Source organism: Actinomadura sp. 9N215, from assembly GCF_044326345.1.
Lineage (GTDB): Bacteria > Actinomycetota > Actinomycetes > Streptosporangiales > Streptosporangiaceae > Spirillospora.
Window position 1 is genome coordinate 1 of the sequence record NZ_JBIRBA010000018.1, and the last position, 18,087, is coordinate 18,087.

Here is an 18,087-nt window from a genome sequence, read left to right on the forward strand (position 1 = left end):
GAGTTGTTGGGGGGAGTGGCGTTGGGTGTGGGTGGTGGTGATGAGGGTGGCGCCGGCGGTGAGGGCGAGGGTGGTTTCCCAGATGGAGGCGTCGAAGCTTGCGGAGTAGAACTGCAGGATGCGGTCGGTTGGGGTGAGGTGGAAGTGGTGTTGTTGGGCGGTGATGAGGTTGGTGAGGCCGCCGTGGCGGATGCTGACGGCTTTGGGGGTTCCCGTCGACCCAGAGGTATAGATCAAATAGGCACAATTGTCCGGGGCCAGACCGTGGCGCGGCGGCGTGGAGGGCCGTCCGGCGAGCGCGGCTACCGTGCCGGGATCGTCGATGACGAGATGCCGTGCCTGCGGCAGACGCTCCTGGAGGCCGACGGTGGTGACGGCGATACAAGCGCCGCTGTCGGTCAGATGGTGGGCCAGGCGGCCGGGCGGATCCCCGGGATCCAGCGGCAGGTACACGGCCCCCGCCTTCCAGATGCCCAGCATCGCGATGACCAGTTCCGCGTCGCGAGGCAGGCATACGGCCACCACACGCTCTGGCCCGGCTCCGAGCGCGCGCAGGTGATGCGCCAGCCGGTTGGCGGCCTCGTCCAGCTCGCGATAGGTGAGCTCGCGGGTCGGGCTGACGACCGCCGTCTGATCCGGGGCCGACGCGGCCCACTCCGAGACCAGCTCGTGCACCAGGCGATCCGGCGACGGTACGGCCGGGCCCGTTCCCAGCGACACGTGCCGCTCGACCTCCGCCGGGCTCATCCGGCCGAGCTCGCTCAACCGCAGGCCCGGATCAGCGGCGACCAATCCCAGGATCGTCGTGAAGCGTCCGATCAGGCGCTCGATCGTGTCCGCACGATAGAGCCGCGTACGGTACTCGACGCCTCCGCTCAGCCCGCCGCCGGCTTCCACCAGGTTGAACGTGAGATCGAACTTTGCCGTGGTGTGGCTGAGAGGGAAACCGCACAGGTCGGCATCGCTCAGGGCGGTACGGCCCAGCCGGGCGGGGGCGTCGAGGGCGTCGAACGCGAACATGACATCGAACAAGGGGTGGCGTCCTCGGTCCCGAGGCGGCTTCAGCTCGTCGACGAGATGTTCGAAGGGGAGGTCCTGGTGGGCGAACGCGCTCAGCGTGACCTCCCTGACCCTGATGAGAAGCTGCAGGAAGGTGGGATCGCCGGACAGGTCCGTGCGCAGCACAAGCGTGTTGACGAAGAAGCCGATCAACTGCTCGATGTCGGGATGACCACGCCCGGCGACGGGAGAGCCGACCGGCACATCCTCCTGGCCGCTGTATTCGGAGACCATGGCTTGGAACCCGGCCAGCAGCGTCATGTACATGCTGCATCCCGCTCGCCGGCTCAGCCTTCGCAGGGCATCGGCGGTCTCCGACGGCACGGTGAACGACAGGAGCGCGCCCGCGGAATCGCGCAGCGCTGGGCGGGGCAGGTCGGTCGGCAGGTTCAGGACCGGTACGCCGGCGAGCTGCTGTCGCCAGTACGTGAGCTGGCGTCGTAGTTCCTCGCCGGAGAGCAGAGCGCGCTGCCAGGCGGCAAAGTCGGCGTACTGCACCGGGAGCGGTGCCAGCGGGGACTCCGCTCCTCCGCTGAAGGTCTCGTACAGCTGGGAGATCTCGCGGCGCAGGATGACGCCCGACCATCGATCGGAGGCCAGATGATGCAAGATCAGGGCGAGCACGTGATCGTCTCGGCTCACCCGGATCAGGCGGGCCCGCAGCGGGAGATCGACAGCCAGTTCGAACGGCTCGGCAAGATCCGAGTTCATGATCCGGGTCGCCTCTGCCTGGGCCGACTCGACGGCGAGACCTGACAGGTCGACCAGCGGCAGCGCGACCGGCGCCGGCGGATGGATGTGCTGGACGGGGTCTCCGTCCGCTGTGGTGTCGATGGTCGTACGCAGAACCTCGTGCCGCGTGACGATCTCGTCCAAGGCCCGCCGTATCGCCTCGATGTCCAGCCTTCCGGTGAACTGCAGCACCGTGGGCACGTGGTAGTCCGCGGCCTCGCCGACGAGCTGGTCGAGGAACCACAGGCGTTGTTGGGAGAACGAGAGCTGGAGGGGGAGGTTTCGATCGACCCTCTCGATCGCGGGCAGCGGGCGAGTGCGCGCGGTCTGGTCGACCACGGTGGCGAGGGCCCCTAGGACCGGGGCGTCGAACAGCGCCGCGATGGGGACGTCCACATAAAGCCGGTCGCGGATCCGCGCGATGACCTTGGTCGCTCGGATGGAGTGGCCGCCCAACTCAAAGAAGTCGTCGTCGAGACCGACCCGTTCGACGCCGAGCACTTCGCCCCAGATGGACGCCAGCGTCCTCTCTGTCGGCGTCCGAGGCGGCCGGTGAACGACGGACGGCCCAGGACGAGCCGCACCGGGCGGGGCCAACGCGCTCCGGTCGACCTTCCCGCGCGTGGTCAGGGGAAGAGCCTCCAGCGGGACGAATACCGTGGGGATCATGAAGTCAGGAAGCCCGGTTCTGAGATGTTCGCGCAGTTCTCCCACGGACGGCGGGCCCGCGGTCCGCACATGCACGAAATAGGCGATCAGCTCGTCTTCGTGGGCGACGACCGTGGCGGCGTGGACGCGGGGGTGGGTGGTGAGCGCGGTTTCGATCTCGGCGGGCTCGATGCGGTGGCCGCGGAGGTTGATCTGGTGGTCGGTACGGCCGAGGAAGTGCAGGGCGCCGTCGGCGTCCAGGCGGGCTTGGTCGCCGGTGCGGTAGAGGCGGCCGCCGTCGTTGGTGTGGGGGTTGGCGATGAAACGTTCGGCGGTAAGGGCGGGACGGTCGAGGTAGCCGCGAGCGAGCTGTGCTCCGCCCACGTACAGCTCTCCAGGTACGCCTACCGGCGCGGGGCGCAGGTGCTTGTCGAGTACCAGCGTCGTCGTGTTGGGCAGGGGCGTGCCGAGCGGCGGTGGTTTCCCGGAGTCGGGCTCGATTCGTGCGGTGGTGGCGCAGACGGTGGTTTCGGTCGGCCCGTAGGCGTTGAGCAGGCGCAGTCCCGGCCTTTGCCAGCGTTCTGCTGTGGCACTGGGCAGCCGCTCCCCGGCGGAGACCACCGTGCGCAGCGTCGGGGCTAGGCCGGGGTCCAGGACGGTCAGCAGCGCGGGAGGAAGCGTGGCCGCGGTGACACCGTACCGAGTGAGGTGCGCGGCCAGCGCCTCGGGGGATCGGCGGTGGCCCTGGTCGGTCATGACCAGGGTGGCGCCCGTGGTCAGCGTCACCGCGATCTCCGAGATCGACGCGTCGAACCCGGTCGTCGCGTACTGCGCCACTCGGTCGTCCGGGCCTGTTCCGAAACGCTCTCGTTGCGCCGCGACGAGGTTGCGGAGCCCGCCGTGCCGCACCGCCACCGCCTTCGGATACCCGGAGGACCCGGACGTGTAGATCAGATAGGCCGTGCTGGCGGCGTGAACCCGCTGTTCTGGTGGAGTGTGAGGCTGAGTCCCGATGGCGTTCTCGGTCGCCGCGTCGTCCAGGAGGACCAGGGGCACGGGCTGATCGGGTAGCGCGTCGAGCTGGCCGGTCGTGGTGATGAGCAGGCTGGCGGATGCGTCCACGACCTGGTAGGCAGTGCGCGCAAGAGGTGCGTCGGGCTCGAGGGGGAGGTACGCGGCACCGGCCTTCCAGATGGCGAGTAGCGCGGTGATGAGGTCAGCGTTCCGGGGGAGGCAGACGCCGATGACGGTGTCCGGGCCCGAGCCCAGGGCGTGCAGGTGATGAGCGAGCCGGTTGGCGGCCCTGTCCAGGTCGCGGTAGCTCAGCGACCGGCCTGTGGCGTCGATCACGGCGACCTTGTCGGGTGCGGCGACCGCCTGGCCGGCGACGAGCTCGTGGGCCATCTCGCGGGCCCACCCTGTGGAGGGGCCGGTGCTCCATGCCCGCAGCTGTTCCCGTTCCGTGGGTGAGGAAAGATCGAGCTCGCTCAGCCGTAGGCCGGGGTCAGCGGTCACGGTGTCCAGGAGTGCCAGCAGATGAGTGATCCACTGCCGGATGGTCCTCGGCTCGAACAGGGCGGTGCTGTACTCCATGCCCCCCTTCAGCCCGCCGTCCGACTCGGTCATGACCAGACGGAGATCGTTCCCCGCCATGACGCAGGCGACGGGGAAGTCGGCGCTATCGACGCCGGCCAGCTCGCGGGCCTCGGTCATCGTGTTCTCGAAGTCGAAGACCACCTGGAACAACGCATTGCGGGTACGTTCGCGCCGCGGCTGGAGCTGCTCGACGATGTGCTCGAACGGGATGTCCTGGTTTTCGTACGCGTCAAGGGCGATCCGACGCACCCGGGACAGGAGCTCGCCGAAGGTCGGATCTCCCCGGAGATCCGTGCGGAGCGCCAGCGTGTTGATGAAGAATCCGATGAGCGGCTCGGCGTCGGGGTGGCCACGGCCGGCGACCGGAGCGCCCACGGTCACGTCTTCCTGATCGCTGTAGCGCGAGAGCAGCGCCTGGAACGCCGCCAGCAGGGTCATGAAGAGCGTGCATCCCGCCTGCCGGCTCAGATCCCGGAGCCGCTCGGCGGTCGCCGGGGAGATGATGATGGGCTCCAGCGCGCCGATCGGGTCGCGATCCGCGGAGCGCGGCCTGTCCGTCGGCAGGTCGAGAGGCGGCAGCCCGGCCAGTTGCTCGCGCCAGTAGTCCAGCTGCGACTGAATCGTCTCGTCCGAAAGCCGGCCTCGCTGCCAGGCCGCGTAGTCGGCGTACTGGACGGGCAGCGGCGCCAGTGGGGACGGGAGGCCGTTGCGGAACGCCTCGTACAGGATCCCCAGCTCGCGGAACATGAGCGCGGCCGACCAGCGATCGGACGCGCTGTGGTGGGTGGTGATTCCCAAGACGTGATCATGCTCGGCTAGGCGGACGAGCCGGAGCCGCAGAGGCGGGTCGGTGCTCAGGTCGAACGGTGCCGTGGCGGTGCCGTCGATGAGGCGGCGCGCCGCGACGTGGGCTTCCTCGGGAGGCAGGCCCGACAGGTCCGCGACGGGCAGCTCCACAGGTCCCGGCGGCCGGATCTCTTGGGCGAACGTCCCGTCGGATGTGATCGCCACCGTGGTGCGCAGCACTTCGTGACGCTCGACGACCTCGCTGAGCGCGCGTCTGAGCGCCTCGATGTCGAGTTCGCCGGTGAGGCGCAGCGCAGTGGGGTTGTTGTACTCGGTGCTCTCAGGCTCGAGCTGATTGAGGAACCAGAGGCGTTCCTGGGCGAAGGATGGAGGCAGGGGACGGGTGCGGTCGGTTGTCGTCAGTGGTGGGAGTGGTTCGTCCTCGACGGAGTTCTCGATCGCCGTGGCGAGTGCGGAGAGGACGGGGGCGTCGAAGACGGCGGCGATGGGCAGCGCGGCGTGCAGGCGCGTTCGGACGTGGGCGACGACCTGGGCGGCGAGGAGCGAGTGGCCGCCGAGGTCGAAGAAGTCGTCGTGCGCGCCGACGCGGTCGAGGCCCAAGACCTCGCACCAGATGCTCGCCAGTGCGTGCTCCGTAGCGGTTCGGGGTGGGATGTAGGAGGCCGCGAGCCGCGGACGGTCTGTGCCGGGGTCTGGCAGGGCTCTGCGATCGACCTTTCCAGTGGCCGTCAGCGGTAGCGCATCCAGGACCACGAACACGCTCGGGATCAAGTGGCTCGGCAGTCGCGGTGCGAGGAAGGCCCGCAGCTCGCCCACGGGCGGTGGATCGTCGTCGTTCTCCACGGTGAGGTAGGCGGCCAGCCGTCGTTCGCTCGCGCCTTCGCCATGGGCGACGACGGCGGCCGACCGGATCTGGGCGTGACCGGTGAGGGCGACCTCGATCTCGCCGGGTTCGATCCGGTAACCCCGTATCTTGATCTGCTCGTCGGCCCGTCCGAGGAATTCGAGGTGGCCGTCCGGTCGCCAGCGGGCGAGGTCGCCGGTGCGGTACAGGCGGGAGCCGTCGGCGGCATGCGGATTCGGGACGAAGCGTTCCGCAGTGAGGACGGGTCGGCGATGGTAGCCCCGTGCGAGCTGCGGTCCGCCGATGTACAGCTCGCCGGGCAATCCGACCGGCACGGGCCTGAGCCGTTCGTCGAGGACACGCATCGTCGTGCCGGGGATCGGCCCGCCGATGGGCAGCCTGCGGTCAGTCGAGTCTTCGGGCCGGAGTTCGCACATGGTGACGCCGACGGTGGTCTCGGTGGGCCCGTAGCCGTTCATCACCCGCAAGGAGCCATTCAGCCAGCGGTCGACGGTGGAGGCGGAGAGGTTCTCGCCGACGGCGATGACCGTTCGCAGCGACGTGGTGTGGGCGGCGTCGAGCGCGTCCAGCACGGCGGGGGGAACAGTGGCCACGGTGACGCCGTGCGCGGCGATGTGGCGACTCAGCTCGTCGGGCGAGCGGCGGTGGCCGTCGTTCGCGATGACGAGGGCGGCACCGCCGGTCAGCGCCAGGGTGAACTCGGAGATCGACGCGTCGAAGCTCGCCGAATAGAACTGGAGCACCCGGTCCTCGGGGGTGATCTGGAAGTGCCGCCGCTGCGCGTTGATCAGATTTGCCAGGCCCGCGTGCTGCAGAGTGACCGCCTTGGGCGCCCCGGTGGAGCCCGACGTGTAGATCAGATAGGCCGCGGTGGTCAGGGGCGTCCGGTGGTCCGGCGCGGTATCCGGCAGTTCACGCGCCCCTGCGGTCGCGCCGGAGCCATCGAGGACGACCTCGTTCGGGCATGGGCACCGGCCCTTGAGATCAGGGCTGGTGATGACGACATGGGCCTGGCTGTCGGCCAGATGGTGGGCGAGCCGTTCGGGTGGGTCGGCGGGATCGAGAGGGAGGTAGACGCCCCCGGCCTTCCAGATGGCGAGCAGTGCGATGACGAGCTCGGGACCGCGGGGAAGGCAGACCGCGACGACGGCTTCCGGAGCGGTACCGAGGGACCGCAGGTGATGGGCGAGCCGGTTGGCGCGCCGGTCGAGCCGCTCGTAAGTCAGCCGCCTGTCCCCGTCGATCACGGCCGGACTGTCGGGTGTGTAGGCCGCCTGCTCGGCGATCAGTTCGTGCGCGGGATGCTCGGCCCGCGCGCCGTGGCGGCGAGCGCCGGTGCCCCATGCGGACAGGGTCTCCCGTTCCGCCGCGGACAGGAGCTCGATGTCGCGGAGCGGGAGATGCGGATCGGCCGCCACGGCCGCCACCAGCGCCTCGAAGTGACCGGCGAGACGCTCCACCGTCGCCCGGTCGTACAGCCGGGTGCTGTACTCGACGCAGCCGCGCAGGGCGGGGCCGTCTTCGATGACGTCCAGGCCAAGCTCGGCCTTCGCCGTCGCGTGGCTCAGCGGAAAGCCGCTGATCGAGAGGTCGGCGAGAGTGACGTGGTCCGCGATGTCGTCGCGCGTGCGGTAGCTGAAGAGAATGTCGAACAAGGGGTGGCGGGTGCGGTCGCGCGTCACGTGTAGGGCTTCCACCAGGTGCTCGAACGGCACGTCTTGGTGGCTGTAGGCGTCGAGCGCGGTCTCGCGTGCGCGGGACAGCAATTCGGTGAACGTCGGGTCGCCGGACACATCGGTGCGCAATACCAGCGTGTTCACGAAGAACCCGATCAGCTGTTCGGCCGCTACGTGGGTGCGGCCGGCGATCGGGGTACCGACCACGATGTCGTCCTGACCGCTGTAGCGGGCGAGGAGCCCTTGAAAAGCTGCCAGGAGCGTCATGAACATGCTGCAGCCCGCCTGTCGGCTCAGCTGCTCAAGCCCGCTGGTGACCTCGGCGGAGATGGCGAAGTGGTACACCGCGCCCGCGGGGTCGCGATCGTGCGGGCGCGGGCGGTCGGTGGGCAGCTCGAGAGTGGGCAGGTCGGCAAGTTGTGCTCGCCAGTAGTCCAGCTGCCGCCGCAGCGTGTCCTCGGACAACCATTTCCGCTGCCAGGAAGCGTAGTCGGCATATTGGACGGTCAACGGTGGCAGCGGTGACGGCAGGCCGTCGCGGAACGCCCCGTAAAGCGCCGAGAGCTCCCGCATGAAGATGCCCGTCGACCATTCGTCCGACGCGATGTGATGGACGGTGACAACGAAGACGTGTTCGTTGCGGGCGAGACGGAGCAGCCGGACACGCACAGGGAGATCCGACGCGAGATCGAACGGCATGGCGGCGTCGGCGTCGAGCTGTTGGCGGGCCTCGTCCTCGGCGTGCTGGTGGAGCAGATCCGAAAGGTCTGTGATGGGCAGCTCCAGCGCCGAAGGAGGACGGACGATCTGAACGGGGACTCCGTCGGCCGCCGGCGTGATGTTCGTGCGCAGCACCTCGTGGCGGGCCACGACCTCATCGAGCGCTCCGCGTAGTGCTCCAACGTCGAGCGGCCCCGTCAGCCGGAGGACGGAAAACGCGTTGTATGCGGGACTGTCCGGGACGAGTTGATGGAGGAACCAGAGCCGCCGCTGGGCGAAGGACAGCTCCAGCGGGCCGCCGCGCTCGACGGCGACGAGTGGTGGGAGAGGCTGGGAAGGAGCGCTTTCGTCGATGATTCTGGCGAGAGCGGCGAGGACGGGAGCGTCGAAGAGGTCAGCGACCCGAAGCGCGACATGGAAGCGCGTCTGGATCCGTGCGACGACCTGAGTGGCGAGAATTGAATGTCCGCCGAGCTCAAAGAAGTCGTCCTGGGCGCCGACGCGGTCTAGGTGGAGGACCTGCCGCCAGATATCGGCCAGCGCGTGCTCCGTGGGCGTGGCCGGCGCAACATACGCGCCCGTGAGATCGGGCCGCGAGGAAGCGGGATCTGGTAGGGCATGGCGGTCGATCTTCCCGCTGGAGGTGCGCGGAAACGAGCCGAGAGCGACGAATCTCGCAGGGACCATGGGGTCGGGCAATCGGGTGCGGAGGAAGGCCCGCAGTTCGTCGGCCTTGGGCGGGTCCTCGTCCGGCACCGGAACGACATAGGCGACCAGCACGGGCTCGCCGGAGGCGTCGATGTCCCGCGCGACCACCGCGGCCTCCCGTATCCGTGGATGGGCGGCGAGCAGGGCTTCGCTCTCGCCTGGCTCCACGCGGTGGCCCCGCACTTTGACCTGGTCGTCGACTCGCCTGAGGAATTCGAGCTGGCCGTCGGGGAGGCGGCGGACCAGATCCCCGGTCCGGTAGATACGTGTCCCGTCGCCTTTTACGGGATCGGCGATGAACCGTCCGGCGGTCAGCGCCGGGCGCCCGTGATAGCCCCGGGCGACCTGCACCCCGCCGATGAAGAGTTCACCCGGGACTCCGATGGGGACGGGACGCAACCCGTCGTCCAGGACGAGTGCCGTCGTGTTGGCCATCGGAGCGCCGATCGGGGCGCTCGGGGTCACCGGTTCCGCCGCGACGGCGTAGGTGACCGCGCCGATGGTGGTCTCTGTGGGCCCGTAATGGTTGTGGACGGCCAGGTTCGCGTGGCCGTGCTCATGCATGGTGCGGTGCAGTTCAGCCATGAGTTCGCGGGAACTGCGTTCTCCACCCAGGATCAGCGCCATGCCCGGCAGTGGAGGTGGGGCGTCGCCGACATCAGAGAGCAGTCCGGCGAGCTGGGTGGGAAGGAGCTTGAGGTATTGAACGTCATGCTGAGTCAGGTGGGCGCGCAACCGGTCGGCGTCGATGTCGGGTGGGAGAAGGTGCGTGGTGCCTCCGAGGACCAGCGCCGGATAGAGCATGGTTCCGGCGAAGTCGACGCTGAGGGATTGCGCGGTGGCGTAGCCGACTTCCGGCCGCAGCGCGAATCGGTCGATGATGTGGCGGGTATAGGCGGCGAGGTTCCGGTTGGTGATGGTGACCGCTTTGGGGTTGCCGGTGGAACCGGAGGTGTAGATCAGGTAGGCGGCGTTGTCGGCTTGCGCACGGCTCTCCGGCCGACTCGGATCGGCGGCGGCGATCGCCTCCCGAACCTTGTGGTCGTCCAGGAGTACGAGGGGAGTGGGATGGTCGGGAAGCCGGTCCAATAGATCACTGACGGTGATCAAGAGGCTGGCTCTCGCGTCGGCGAGCTGGAAGGCGGTTCGGGCCAGCGGGGCGTCAGGATCCAGGGGGAGGTAGGCGGCACCGGCCTTCCACACGGCGAGCAGGGCGGCAACAAGGTCCGGGGTGCGAGGCAGACAGATGGCGATGACGGTTTCCGGGCCGGCGCCGAGGGCTTGTAGGTGGTGAGCAAGCTGGTTGGCGTTCTTGTCCAGGTCCCGATAAGTGAGGCTTTCACCTGCGGCGACGACCGCGATGCGTTCTGGAGCGCGGGCGGCGTGACCGGCGATGGCGCGGTAGACCGGATCGTCGGGGACGGCCGCGTCCGGGCCTTTGCTCCAAGCGGTCAGCTGGTTCAGCTCGACGGGCGATAGCAGCTCTATGTCGCTCAGCCGGACGGCAGGTTCGTCGGCCACCGCCCTCAACACGTTGAGCAGATGGGATGCCAGCCGCTCCATCGTGGCGGCATCGAAAAGCCGGACGCTGTACTCGAGGCAGCCGTGAAGAGTTTCTTCGGATTCGACGAGGTTCAGCGTCAGGTCGAACTGTGTGGTGACGTGGGCCGTTTCGAACTCCGCAACCTCCAGACCGGGGATCAGCCGGTCAGCCGGCGAATCGTCGTGAGCCTGGTGGCTGAAAAAGATGTCGAACAGCGGGTGTCGTGTCCGCTCCCGCCCGGGACCGAGGGCTTCCACGAGGTGTTCGAAGGGGAGGTCCTGGTGGCCCAGTGCTTCGAGAGCGGTGCTGCGGACGCGGATCAGCAGCTCGGCGAAAGTCGGATCGCCGGACAGATCCGTCCGCATGACCAGCGTGTTGATGAAGAACCCGATCAGCCGTTCGCTCTGGGGGTGGTTGCGTCCCGCTGTGGGAGTGCCGATCGCGATGTCCGTCTGCCCGCTGTAGCGCGCGAGCACGATCTGGAACGCCGCCATCAGCGTCATGAACATGCTGCAGCCCGCCTCCCGGCTCAGCTCTCGCAACTCCTGCGTCAGAGCGGCCGGGATGGTGAACTCTTGGAGGGCGCCGGCCGGATCGCGATGTGCAGGGCGTGGCCGGTCGGTGGGTAGTCGTAAGTCGGGTAGATGGGCCAGGCGGTCTTTCCAGTAGTCCAGTTCCCGGTTCAACTTCTCGCTGGTCAGCCATGCCTTTTGCCAGGCGGCGTAGTCGCGATACTGGATCGGCAGGGGTTCCAGGGGCGACGGTGCGCCTTGCCGGAAGGCCGTGTAAAGAGCGGCGAGCTCTCGCCGCAGGATGTCGGCCGACCAGTGATCGGAAGCGATGTGGTGCAGAGTCAACGCGAGCACGTGATCTCGCTCGGCCAGCCGGATGAGGCGGGCTCGCAGGGGTGGGACGGTGGCGAGGTCGAACGGAGCCGTGGCCTCCGCGTCGGCCATACGGCGGGCCTCGGCCATGGCCTCCGCGGGTGGGAGACCGGAGATGTCGGCCACAGGCAGCACGACGTCCGGCGGCGCGCCGACGCACGGCACCGCGGTTCCATCTGCGGCCGTCCCGACCGTGGTGCGCAATACCTCGTGGCGGGCCGCGATCTCGGTGAGGGCTCGGCCGAGCGCCTCGATGTCCAGATCCCCCTTCAGCCGCAAGGTGATCGGGACGTTGTACTCGGGGCTTTCGGGAGCCAGGCGGTTGAGAAACCACAGTCGTTGCTGAGCGAACGACAAGGAACGGGGGGCGTTGGCAGGGAGAGGCTCAATGCCTGTGGACTTGCCGGCGTCCCCATGCAATCGGCGGCGGAGCAGTTCCTGTTGGGCGGTGGAGAGGTCGGTGTGCGGGTTCGTCACGTGATCGGCGCTCATCACGCCTCCCCGTCGGACGCCAGCAGCATCCGCGCCTGGTCATCGGACAGCTGCCGGATCTGGTCGATGAGGGCTTGTTCGACGGCTGCCGAGTAGTCGGAAAGTACTGGTTTGTCGAAGAGGACGGCGACCGGTGTGTCGATCTCGAACCGGGTGCGTACCCGCGTTACGACCTGGATGGCGAGCAGGGAGTGGCCACCCAGGTCGAAGAAGTTGTCATGCACTCCGACACCGTCGACGTCGAGCACTTCCCGCCAGATACCCGCCATCACATGTTCGGTCGGCGTCTGAGGTGGAAGCCGAACCGGGGTCTGCTCGTTGCGAGCGGAATCGGGGGCGGGAAGAGCGCTGCGATCGATCTTGCCTCTGAGCGTCAGCGGGAGCTCGTCGAGCGCAACGAAGACTTCGGGGACCATGGGATCGGGCAGTCGGCTCCGGAGGAAGGCGCGGAGCTCTCCCGGTCCGGGCTCTTCGGCTGGGTCCGGGACGAAGTAGGCGACCAGGCCGGCGGTCCCGGAGGCGTCGCGGTGCGCGACGACCACGGCCCTCGTGATCAGCCGGTGGGCGGTGAGCGTGGCCTCGACCTCGGCGGGCTCGACGCGATGACCTCGGATCTTGACTTGGTCGTCGCCGCGGCCGAGGAACTCCAGTTGGCCGTCTGAACGCCAGCGGGCGAGGTCACCCGTGCGGTACAGGCGCGATCCTTCGGCGGATTGTGGATCGGGGACGAAACGTTCGGCCGTCAGGCTGGGCCGGCCGTGGTAGCCACGGGCGAGCTGAGGGCCGCCGATGAACAGCTCGCCTGGTGCGCCGACCGGGACCGTCCGCAGGTGTCGATCGAGCACCAACAGCCTGGTGTTGGCGATCGGGACGCCGATCGGGACCGTTCGGTCCTCGATGGGCGGGGCCTCCAGCCGGTATTCCGAGACCCCGATAGCCGTCTCGGTCGGTCCGTAACCGATGCACAGCGTCGTGTGCTGCTGGAATCGTTCGTACCAGCGGCGCGCCAGCGATCCAGGCACGGCCTCGCCTCCGCAGACGAGCAGACGCAGGCTTCCGCATCGGTCTGCGCCGGCGACGTCCAGCACCGGGCCGAGTAGCGCGGGCGCGAACCGGGCGACGGTGATCGCCCGCTCATCGATGAGGCGGCACAACGCGACCGGGTCGAGTTGTGCTTGTGGGGGTGCCATGACGATGCTGGCGCCGGCCAGAAGCGGACAGCAGAGCTCCCACAAGGAGACGTCGAAGGCGATCCGGTCGTTGTACAGGACCCGATCTTCGGGCGTGTAGCCATGGGCGTCGATCTGCCAGCGCAGCCGGTTGATCAGACCACCATGGTGGTTGATCACCGCCTTGGGCGCGCCGGTGGATCCGGACGTGTAGATGAGATAGGCGGCGTTGTCGGGGCGTGTGTCGCACGCGGGGGCTGTGGCCGGGCGCCGGTCGATCGCGATCCGCGTGGCCGGGTCATCGATGACGAGCACCCGTTCCGGGCGGAGACCGAGGCGATCACGCAGCCCGCCGGTGGTGATGACGGAGCGGGCTTTGCCATCCTGCAGGTGGAAGGCAATGCGATCGGGGGGATCGTCCGGGTCGAGCGGAAGATAGGCGGCTCCGGCCTTCCAGGTGGCCAGCAGAGCGGTGATGAGGTCGAGCCCGCGGTTCAGGCAGACGGCGATGATGGTCTCCGGGCCTGCCCCCAGGTCGCGGAGGTGGTGGGCGAGCTGGTTGGCGCGCTCCTCAAGCTGCCGGTAGGTCAGCGCGCCGTCGGCTGCGATCACCGCGGTGCGGTCGGGAACGGCTGCCGCCTGCTCTGCGATCAACTCATGGACCAGCAGGCCGGATTCGGGCATCCGCGGGCCGCGGCTCCAGGCCGCCAGCCGGTCGCGTTCCGCTGAGGGCATGGGGTCGATCTCGCTCAGTCGCGCATCTGCGGAAGCCACCGCGGCCGCGAGCAAGGCCGTGAAGTGATCAGTCAGCCGTTCGATCGAGGCGGCGTTGAGGAGCTCTGTGCGATACCTGACGCGTCCGCGCAGTTCGTCCCCGGACGCGATGAGCTCAACGGACAGATCGAACTTGGCCGTGGTGCGGTCCGCGGGAAAACTGCACAGATCGAGGTCGGTGAAGTCCGTTGAGAACTCCGTATCCAGCCCATTCTGCTCTTGGTCGGCTGTATCGAAAGCGAACATCACGTCGAACAAAGGATTTCGCCCGCGGTCGCGCGCCGGTTGCAACGCGTCCACCAGCTTTTCAAACGGCAGGTCTTGGTGGGTGTAAGCGTTTAGAGTGGTCCGGCGAACCCGGCCGAGCAGTTCCTTGAACGTCGGGTCGCCCGAGGTATCGGTACGGAGAACCAGTGTGTTGACGAAGAAGCCGATGAGGTGCTCGGTGTCCGGGTGGGTGCGGCCGGCGACAGGCGTGCCCACCGCGATTTCGTCCGATGCGGTGTAACGGGCGAGAAGGGCTTGGAATGCAGCGAGGAGGGTCATGAACACACTGCAGCCCTCATGCTGGCTCAGTTCCTGGACGCGGGTGGTCAGCTCCGCAGCCAGGGTGAAGGTGTGGAGGGCACCAGTGGGGTCACGGTCCGGTCGACGGGGTCGGTCGATGGGCAGATCGAGCGCGGGCAGGTCGGCCAGCTGTGTGCGCCAATAGTCCAACTGCCGGTCTAGCCTTTCGCCTGAGAGCCAGGCCCGCTGCCATGCCGCGTAGTCGGCGTACTGGACCGGTACTGCTTCGAGCGGGGAAGGACGGCCATGGCGGAACGCCTCGTACAGAGCTGAGAGCTCACGAGTGAAGAGGCCGGTCGACCATTCGTCGGACGCGACGTGGTGGAAGATGACGCTCAGGACGTGCTCATTTTCGGCCAACCGCATCAGACGTGCTCGCATCGGCGGGGCTCCGGCCAGGTCGAAAGGAGTGGAGGCGTCGGTGTCGTTCAACCACCGTGCTCGATCGCGGGCCTGCTCGATGGGCAGGTTTGACAGGTCGATCAAAGGAATTTCGACAGCTGAGGGTGGGCCGATGAGCTGGACGGGCATCCCTTCGGGGTCCACCGCGATGGTCGTGCGCAACACCTCATGTCGCGCGACGATTTCGTAGATGGCTCGATAAAGTGCGGCTACGTCCAATTCGCCGGACAACTCCAAGGCGAACGGCACGTTGTACTCGGTGTTGTCGGGATGAAGACGGCTGAGAAACCAGAGGCGCTGCTGAGCGAACGAGAGTTCCAGCGGGCCGTTCCGGTCGGCCTTGGAGATACGCGACAGCGGATGGGCCGGGGCCGCGTGGTCGACCACGATTGCAAGCCGGACCACGGTCGGTGCATCGAAGACGGCCACGATCGGTAGATCGACGTTCAGTTCCGATCTTATTCTGGCGATTATCTGAGCGGCGAGTAGAGAGTGACCGCCGAGTTCGAAGAAGTCATCGTTCACGGCGACGTAGTCGACGTTGAGGACTCGTCGCCAGATGTCGGCGAGCACCCGCTCGGTAGCGGTCTCCGGTTCGACAGGATCGGGTCGCGGAGGATCGGGAAGGGCCTTGTGATCGACTTTCCCGCTGGACGTCAGCGGAAGCTCCGGCAACATAACGATCGCCGCCGGAATCATGCTCTCCGGCAGCCGCGATCTGAGGAAGGCCCGCAGTTCATCGGCGCGGGGCTCCTCTTGGCCCGGAGTGGGAACGATATAGGCGACCAGCCGACGCCTGGCGGGCGGTTCGGCCAGGGCGGGAGGGGCTTGGTCACCAACGATCTCCAGTTGGCCGTCCGAGTGCCACCTTGCGACTTTGCCTGTGCGGTACAGCCGTGACCCATCCCCGAGGTGGGGATTGGCGACCAGAAGTTCGGCGGTCGAGTGAGGCTGACGGCCAAATTCCCGGGCCTGCCCGGCTCCGCCGATGTAAAGCTCTCCGGTGACTCCGATCGGAGCCGGAGCCAAGTTGCGTTCCAGCACGTAGCAGGCCATGCCGGGCAAGGGCAGCCCGAAGTCGGTACGCGGTTCCTCGCAGCCGCGTGTCAGTTCGACGAGAGCGGCGAAATTTCGCTCCACGACGCTCGCGCACCCAGTGTGCGTCACCGTTTCCGGGGCCATGACCAACCGATGCCCCAACGTCAGGGTCGCCGACATTTCGCAGATGAACAGGTCGGAATCGGCTGGATGAGAAAGTATCCAGGAACCGGTGGTCCCGGATTTGAGGTGGCGGCGGGCTCCTGCGGCCAGGTGGGAAAGTGCGCCATGGCTCAAGGTGACCTCGCCGGACTCGGAGAGCCGTACGATGCAGGCTGCGTTATCCGGGCGCGGACCCATGAATTCGGGTGCATCGGCCGAGTGAGAATCCAAAAGCGGCGAGGCGCCGAGATCGTCCACGGCGACAACGTTCGCCGCGGCATCCGGCGACGAGTCGAGGGCCTCGGCGTGCACAAGCGGCGACGAGTCGAGGGCCTCGGCGTGCACAAGCACCGTCGCGAGACCGTCGCGTGCCGGGACCCCTGTCTGAGGAAGGTGCTCGATGGCCAGAAACGAGGCACCGGCCTTCAGCACGCCGAGAACGCCGATGATAAGCCCCGGAATCCGCGGCAGACGGAGACCTACGAGATCTTCGGGGCCGATGCCCAGAGATCGCAGATGGCGGGCGAGCCGGTTCGCGCGAGCGTCCAGCTCACCGTAGGTCAGCTGGAGGTCGCCGGCGATCACCGCGACGGCCTCGGGGACACGCTGTGCACAGGCCGCCACTGCCTCATGCACGAACGAGCCCGGGGGCTTTTGCTCATTCCCGGACCCCGGGAAGGTGCACAGTACTCGGTCGCGTTCTTCCTGCGTCAGAAGCGGCAGTTGAAGGATGGGTGTGTTCGGATCCTCGACCACCGCCGCAAGAAGATTGCGGAAGTGGTCGGCGAGGCGTTCAACAGTGCCCCGGTCGAACAATTCTCTGCTGTACTCGATCGTGGCCGTGATCTTTTCGTCAACCTCTAGAATGTCGAACGTGAGGTCGAATTTCGCGGTGCTGGGCCCAAAACTGCAGGCCGTCAGACCAGAATGGTCGCTCTGCGCGGCCGCTCCGTCTTGGCTGCGAAAATTGAGCATGACGTCGAAGAGTGGATTGCGCCCTCGATCTCGTTTCGGCTGAAGTGCATCGACCACTAACTCGAACGGAACGTCCTGATTGGCGTATGCATCGAGGGCCGTCTTTCTAACTTGAACTAGCAGGTCTAGTGCAGTGTCGCGGTGGCCTATCTGTGACCGCACTACAAGTGTGTTGACAAAGAAGCCGATCAGTCGCTCGACACCCGGGTAATGACGTCCGGAGACGGGGATACCGATGGGGATGTCATATTGGCCACAGTGGCGGGCGAGTAGAGCTTGAAGGCTAGCCAGTAGGGTCATGAAGAGGCTGGCGCCGGCGTCGCGGGATATGCAGTGGAGCTTTCTAGTGGTCTCTCGCGAAATGGCGAAGTTCACGGTCGCGCCAGCAGTGCCGCGAACCAGGGGGCGAGGTCGGTCGATGGGGAGCGTCAAAGGCGGGAGGTTGGCGAGCTGTGAGCGCCAGTAGGATAGCTGCTTATCGATTATTCCTTCAGTGAGCCATTCGCGCTGCCAGGCCGCGTAATCGGCGTACTGGATGCCCAGGGGTGCCAAAGATGGCTCATGCTCTTCTCGAATCTCTTGATAAATTGTTACGAGCTCATCTTTTAGGACTCCCGCGGACCATTGATCGAAGATGATGTGATGTGCCACGATGAGGAGAACATGTTCCGCGGTGGGGAGCTTGATCAGATGCGGTCGCAGGAGCGGCCCTGTGGCCAGGTCAAAGGCGGTCGATAGGTTTTTCTCGGCCAGTCGTCGGACCTCAAGCTCGGCATCGTTGCTTGACAGATGGGACAGATCAGTGGATCGCAGCTTCAATCCGGTAGTCGGGTGAACGGTTTGTACCACAATTCCGTCCACTTCGCCGAAAGTCGTGCGGAGGCTCTCGTGGCGCATGACAACTTCATGCAAAGCCTGCCTTAGTGTCTGCGCTTCAAGTGCCTCGCCTTGGCGGAGGGTGATGACCAGGTTGTAAGCCGTGGTCTTCGGCTCAAGCTGCTGCAGGAACCAGAGGCGTTCTTGGGCGAACGAGGCCACCACCCGCCAAGCGGCATCGCCAGGGAGGCTCTCAGGCGTGGTGGTCGCAGGGCTGTTCTCGTCGCGCATGTCCCGCCATCCTCCAGAAGAACGGAGCAGGGGCCGGGCTCGCCGTCTTGAGGACGATATAACAGGACTTCCTGTAGTGTCACGCCTTGTGCCTCCGGGCCGAACGGCGACGCGCCTCCCCATCCGATCGAAGCCTTGCCGGGCGAGAGGCGTCGGGGCATGC

The 18,087-nt window shown here is 67.1% G+C and carries 2 protein-coding genes; both read right to left on the reverse strand.

The window, feature by feature from the left end; genetic code table 11:
• Positions 1-11,730, reverse strand: an 11,730-nt coding sequence (locus tag ACH34T_RS27125; protein ID WP_396023737.1) for an amino acid adenylation domain-containing protein, incomplete at its 3' end; no start/stop codon positions are given.
• Positions 11,730-17,924: an amino acid adenylation domain-containing protein gene (locus ACH34T_RS27130; RefSeq protein WP_396023738.1), complete on the reverse strand. Its 6,195-nt coding sequence runs from the start codon at positions 17,922-17,924 to the stop codon at positions 11,730-11,732. The genes ACH34T_RS27130 and ACH34T_RS27125, both read right to left, overlap by 1 nt.
• Between the last annotated feature and the right edge of the window lie 163 nt (positions 17,925-18,087).

Coding starts and splice junctions, on each gene's coding strand:
- ACH34T_RS27130 (WP_396023738.1), bottom strand. CDS start 17,924: ATGCGCGACGAGAACAGCCCTGCGACCACCACGCCTGAGAGCCTCCCT.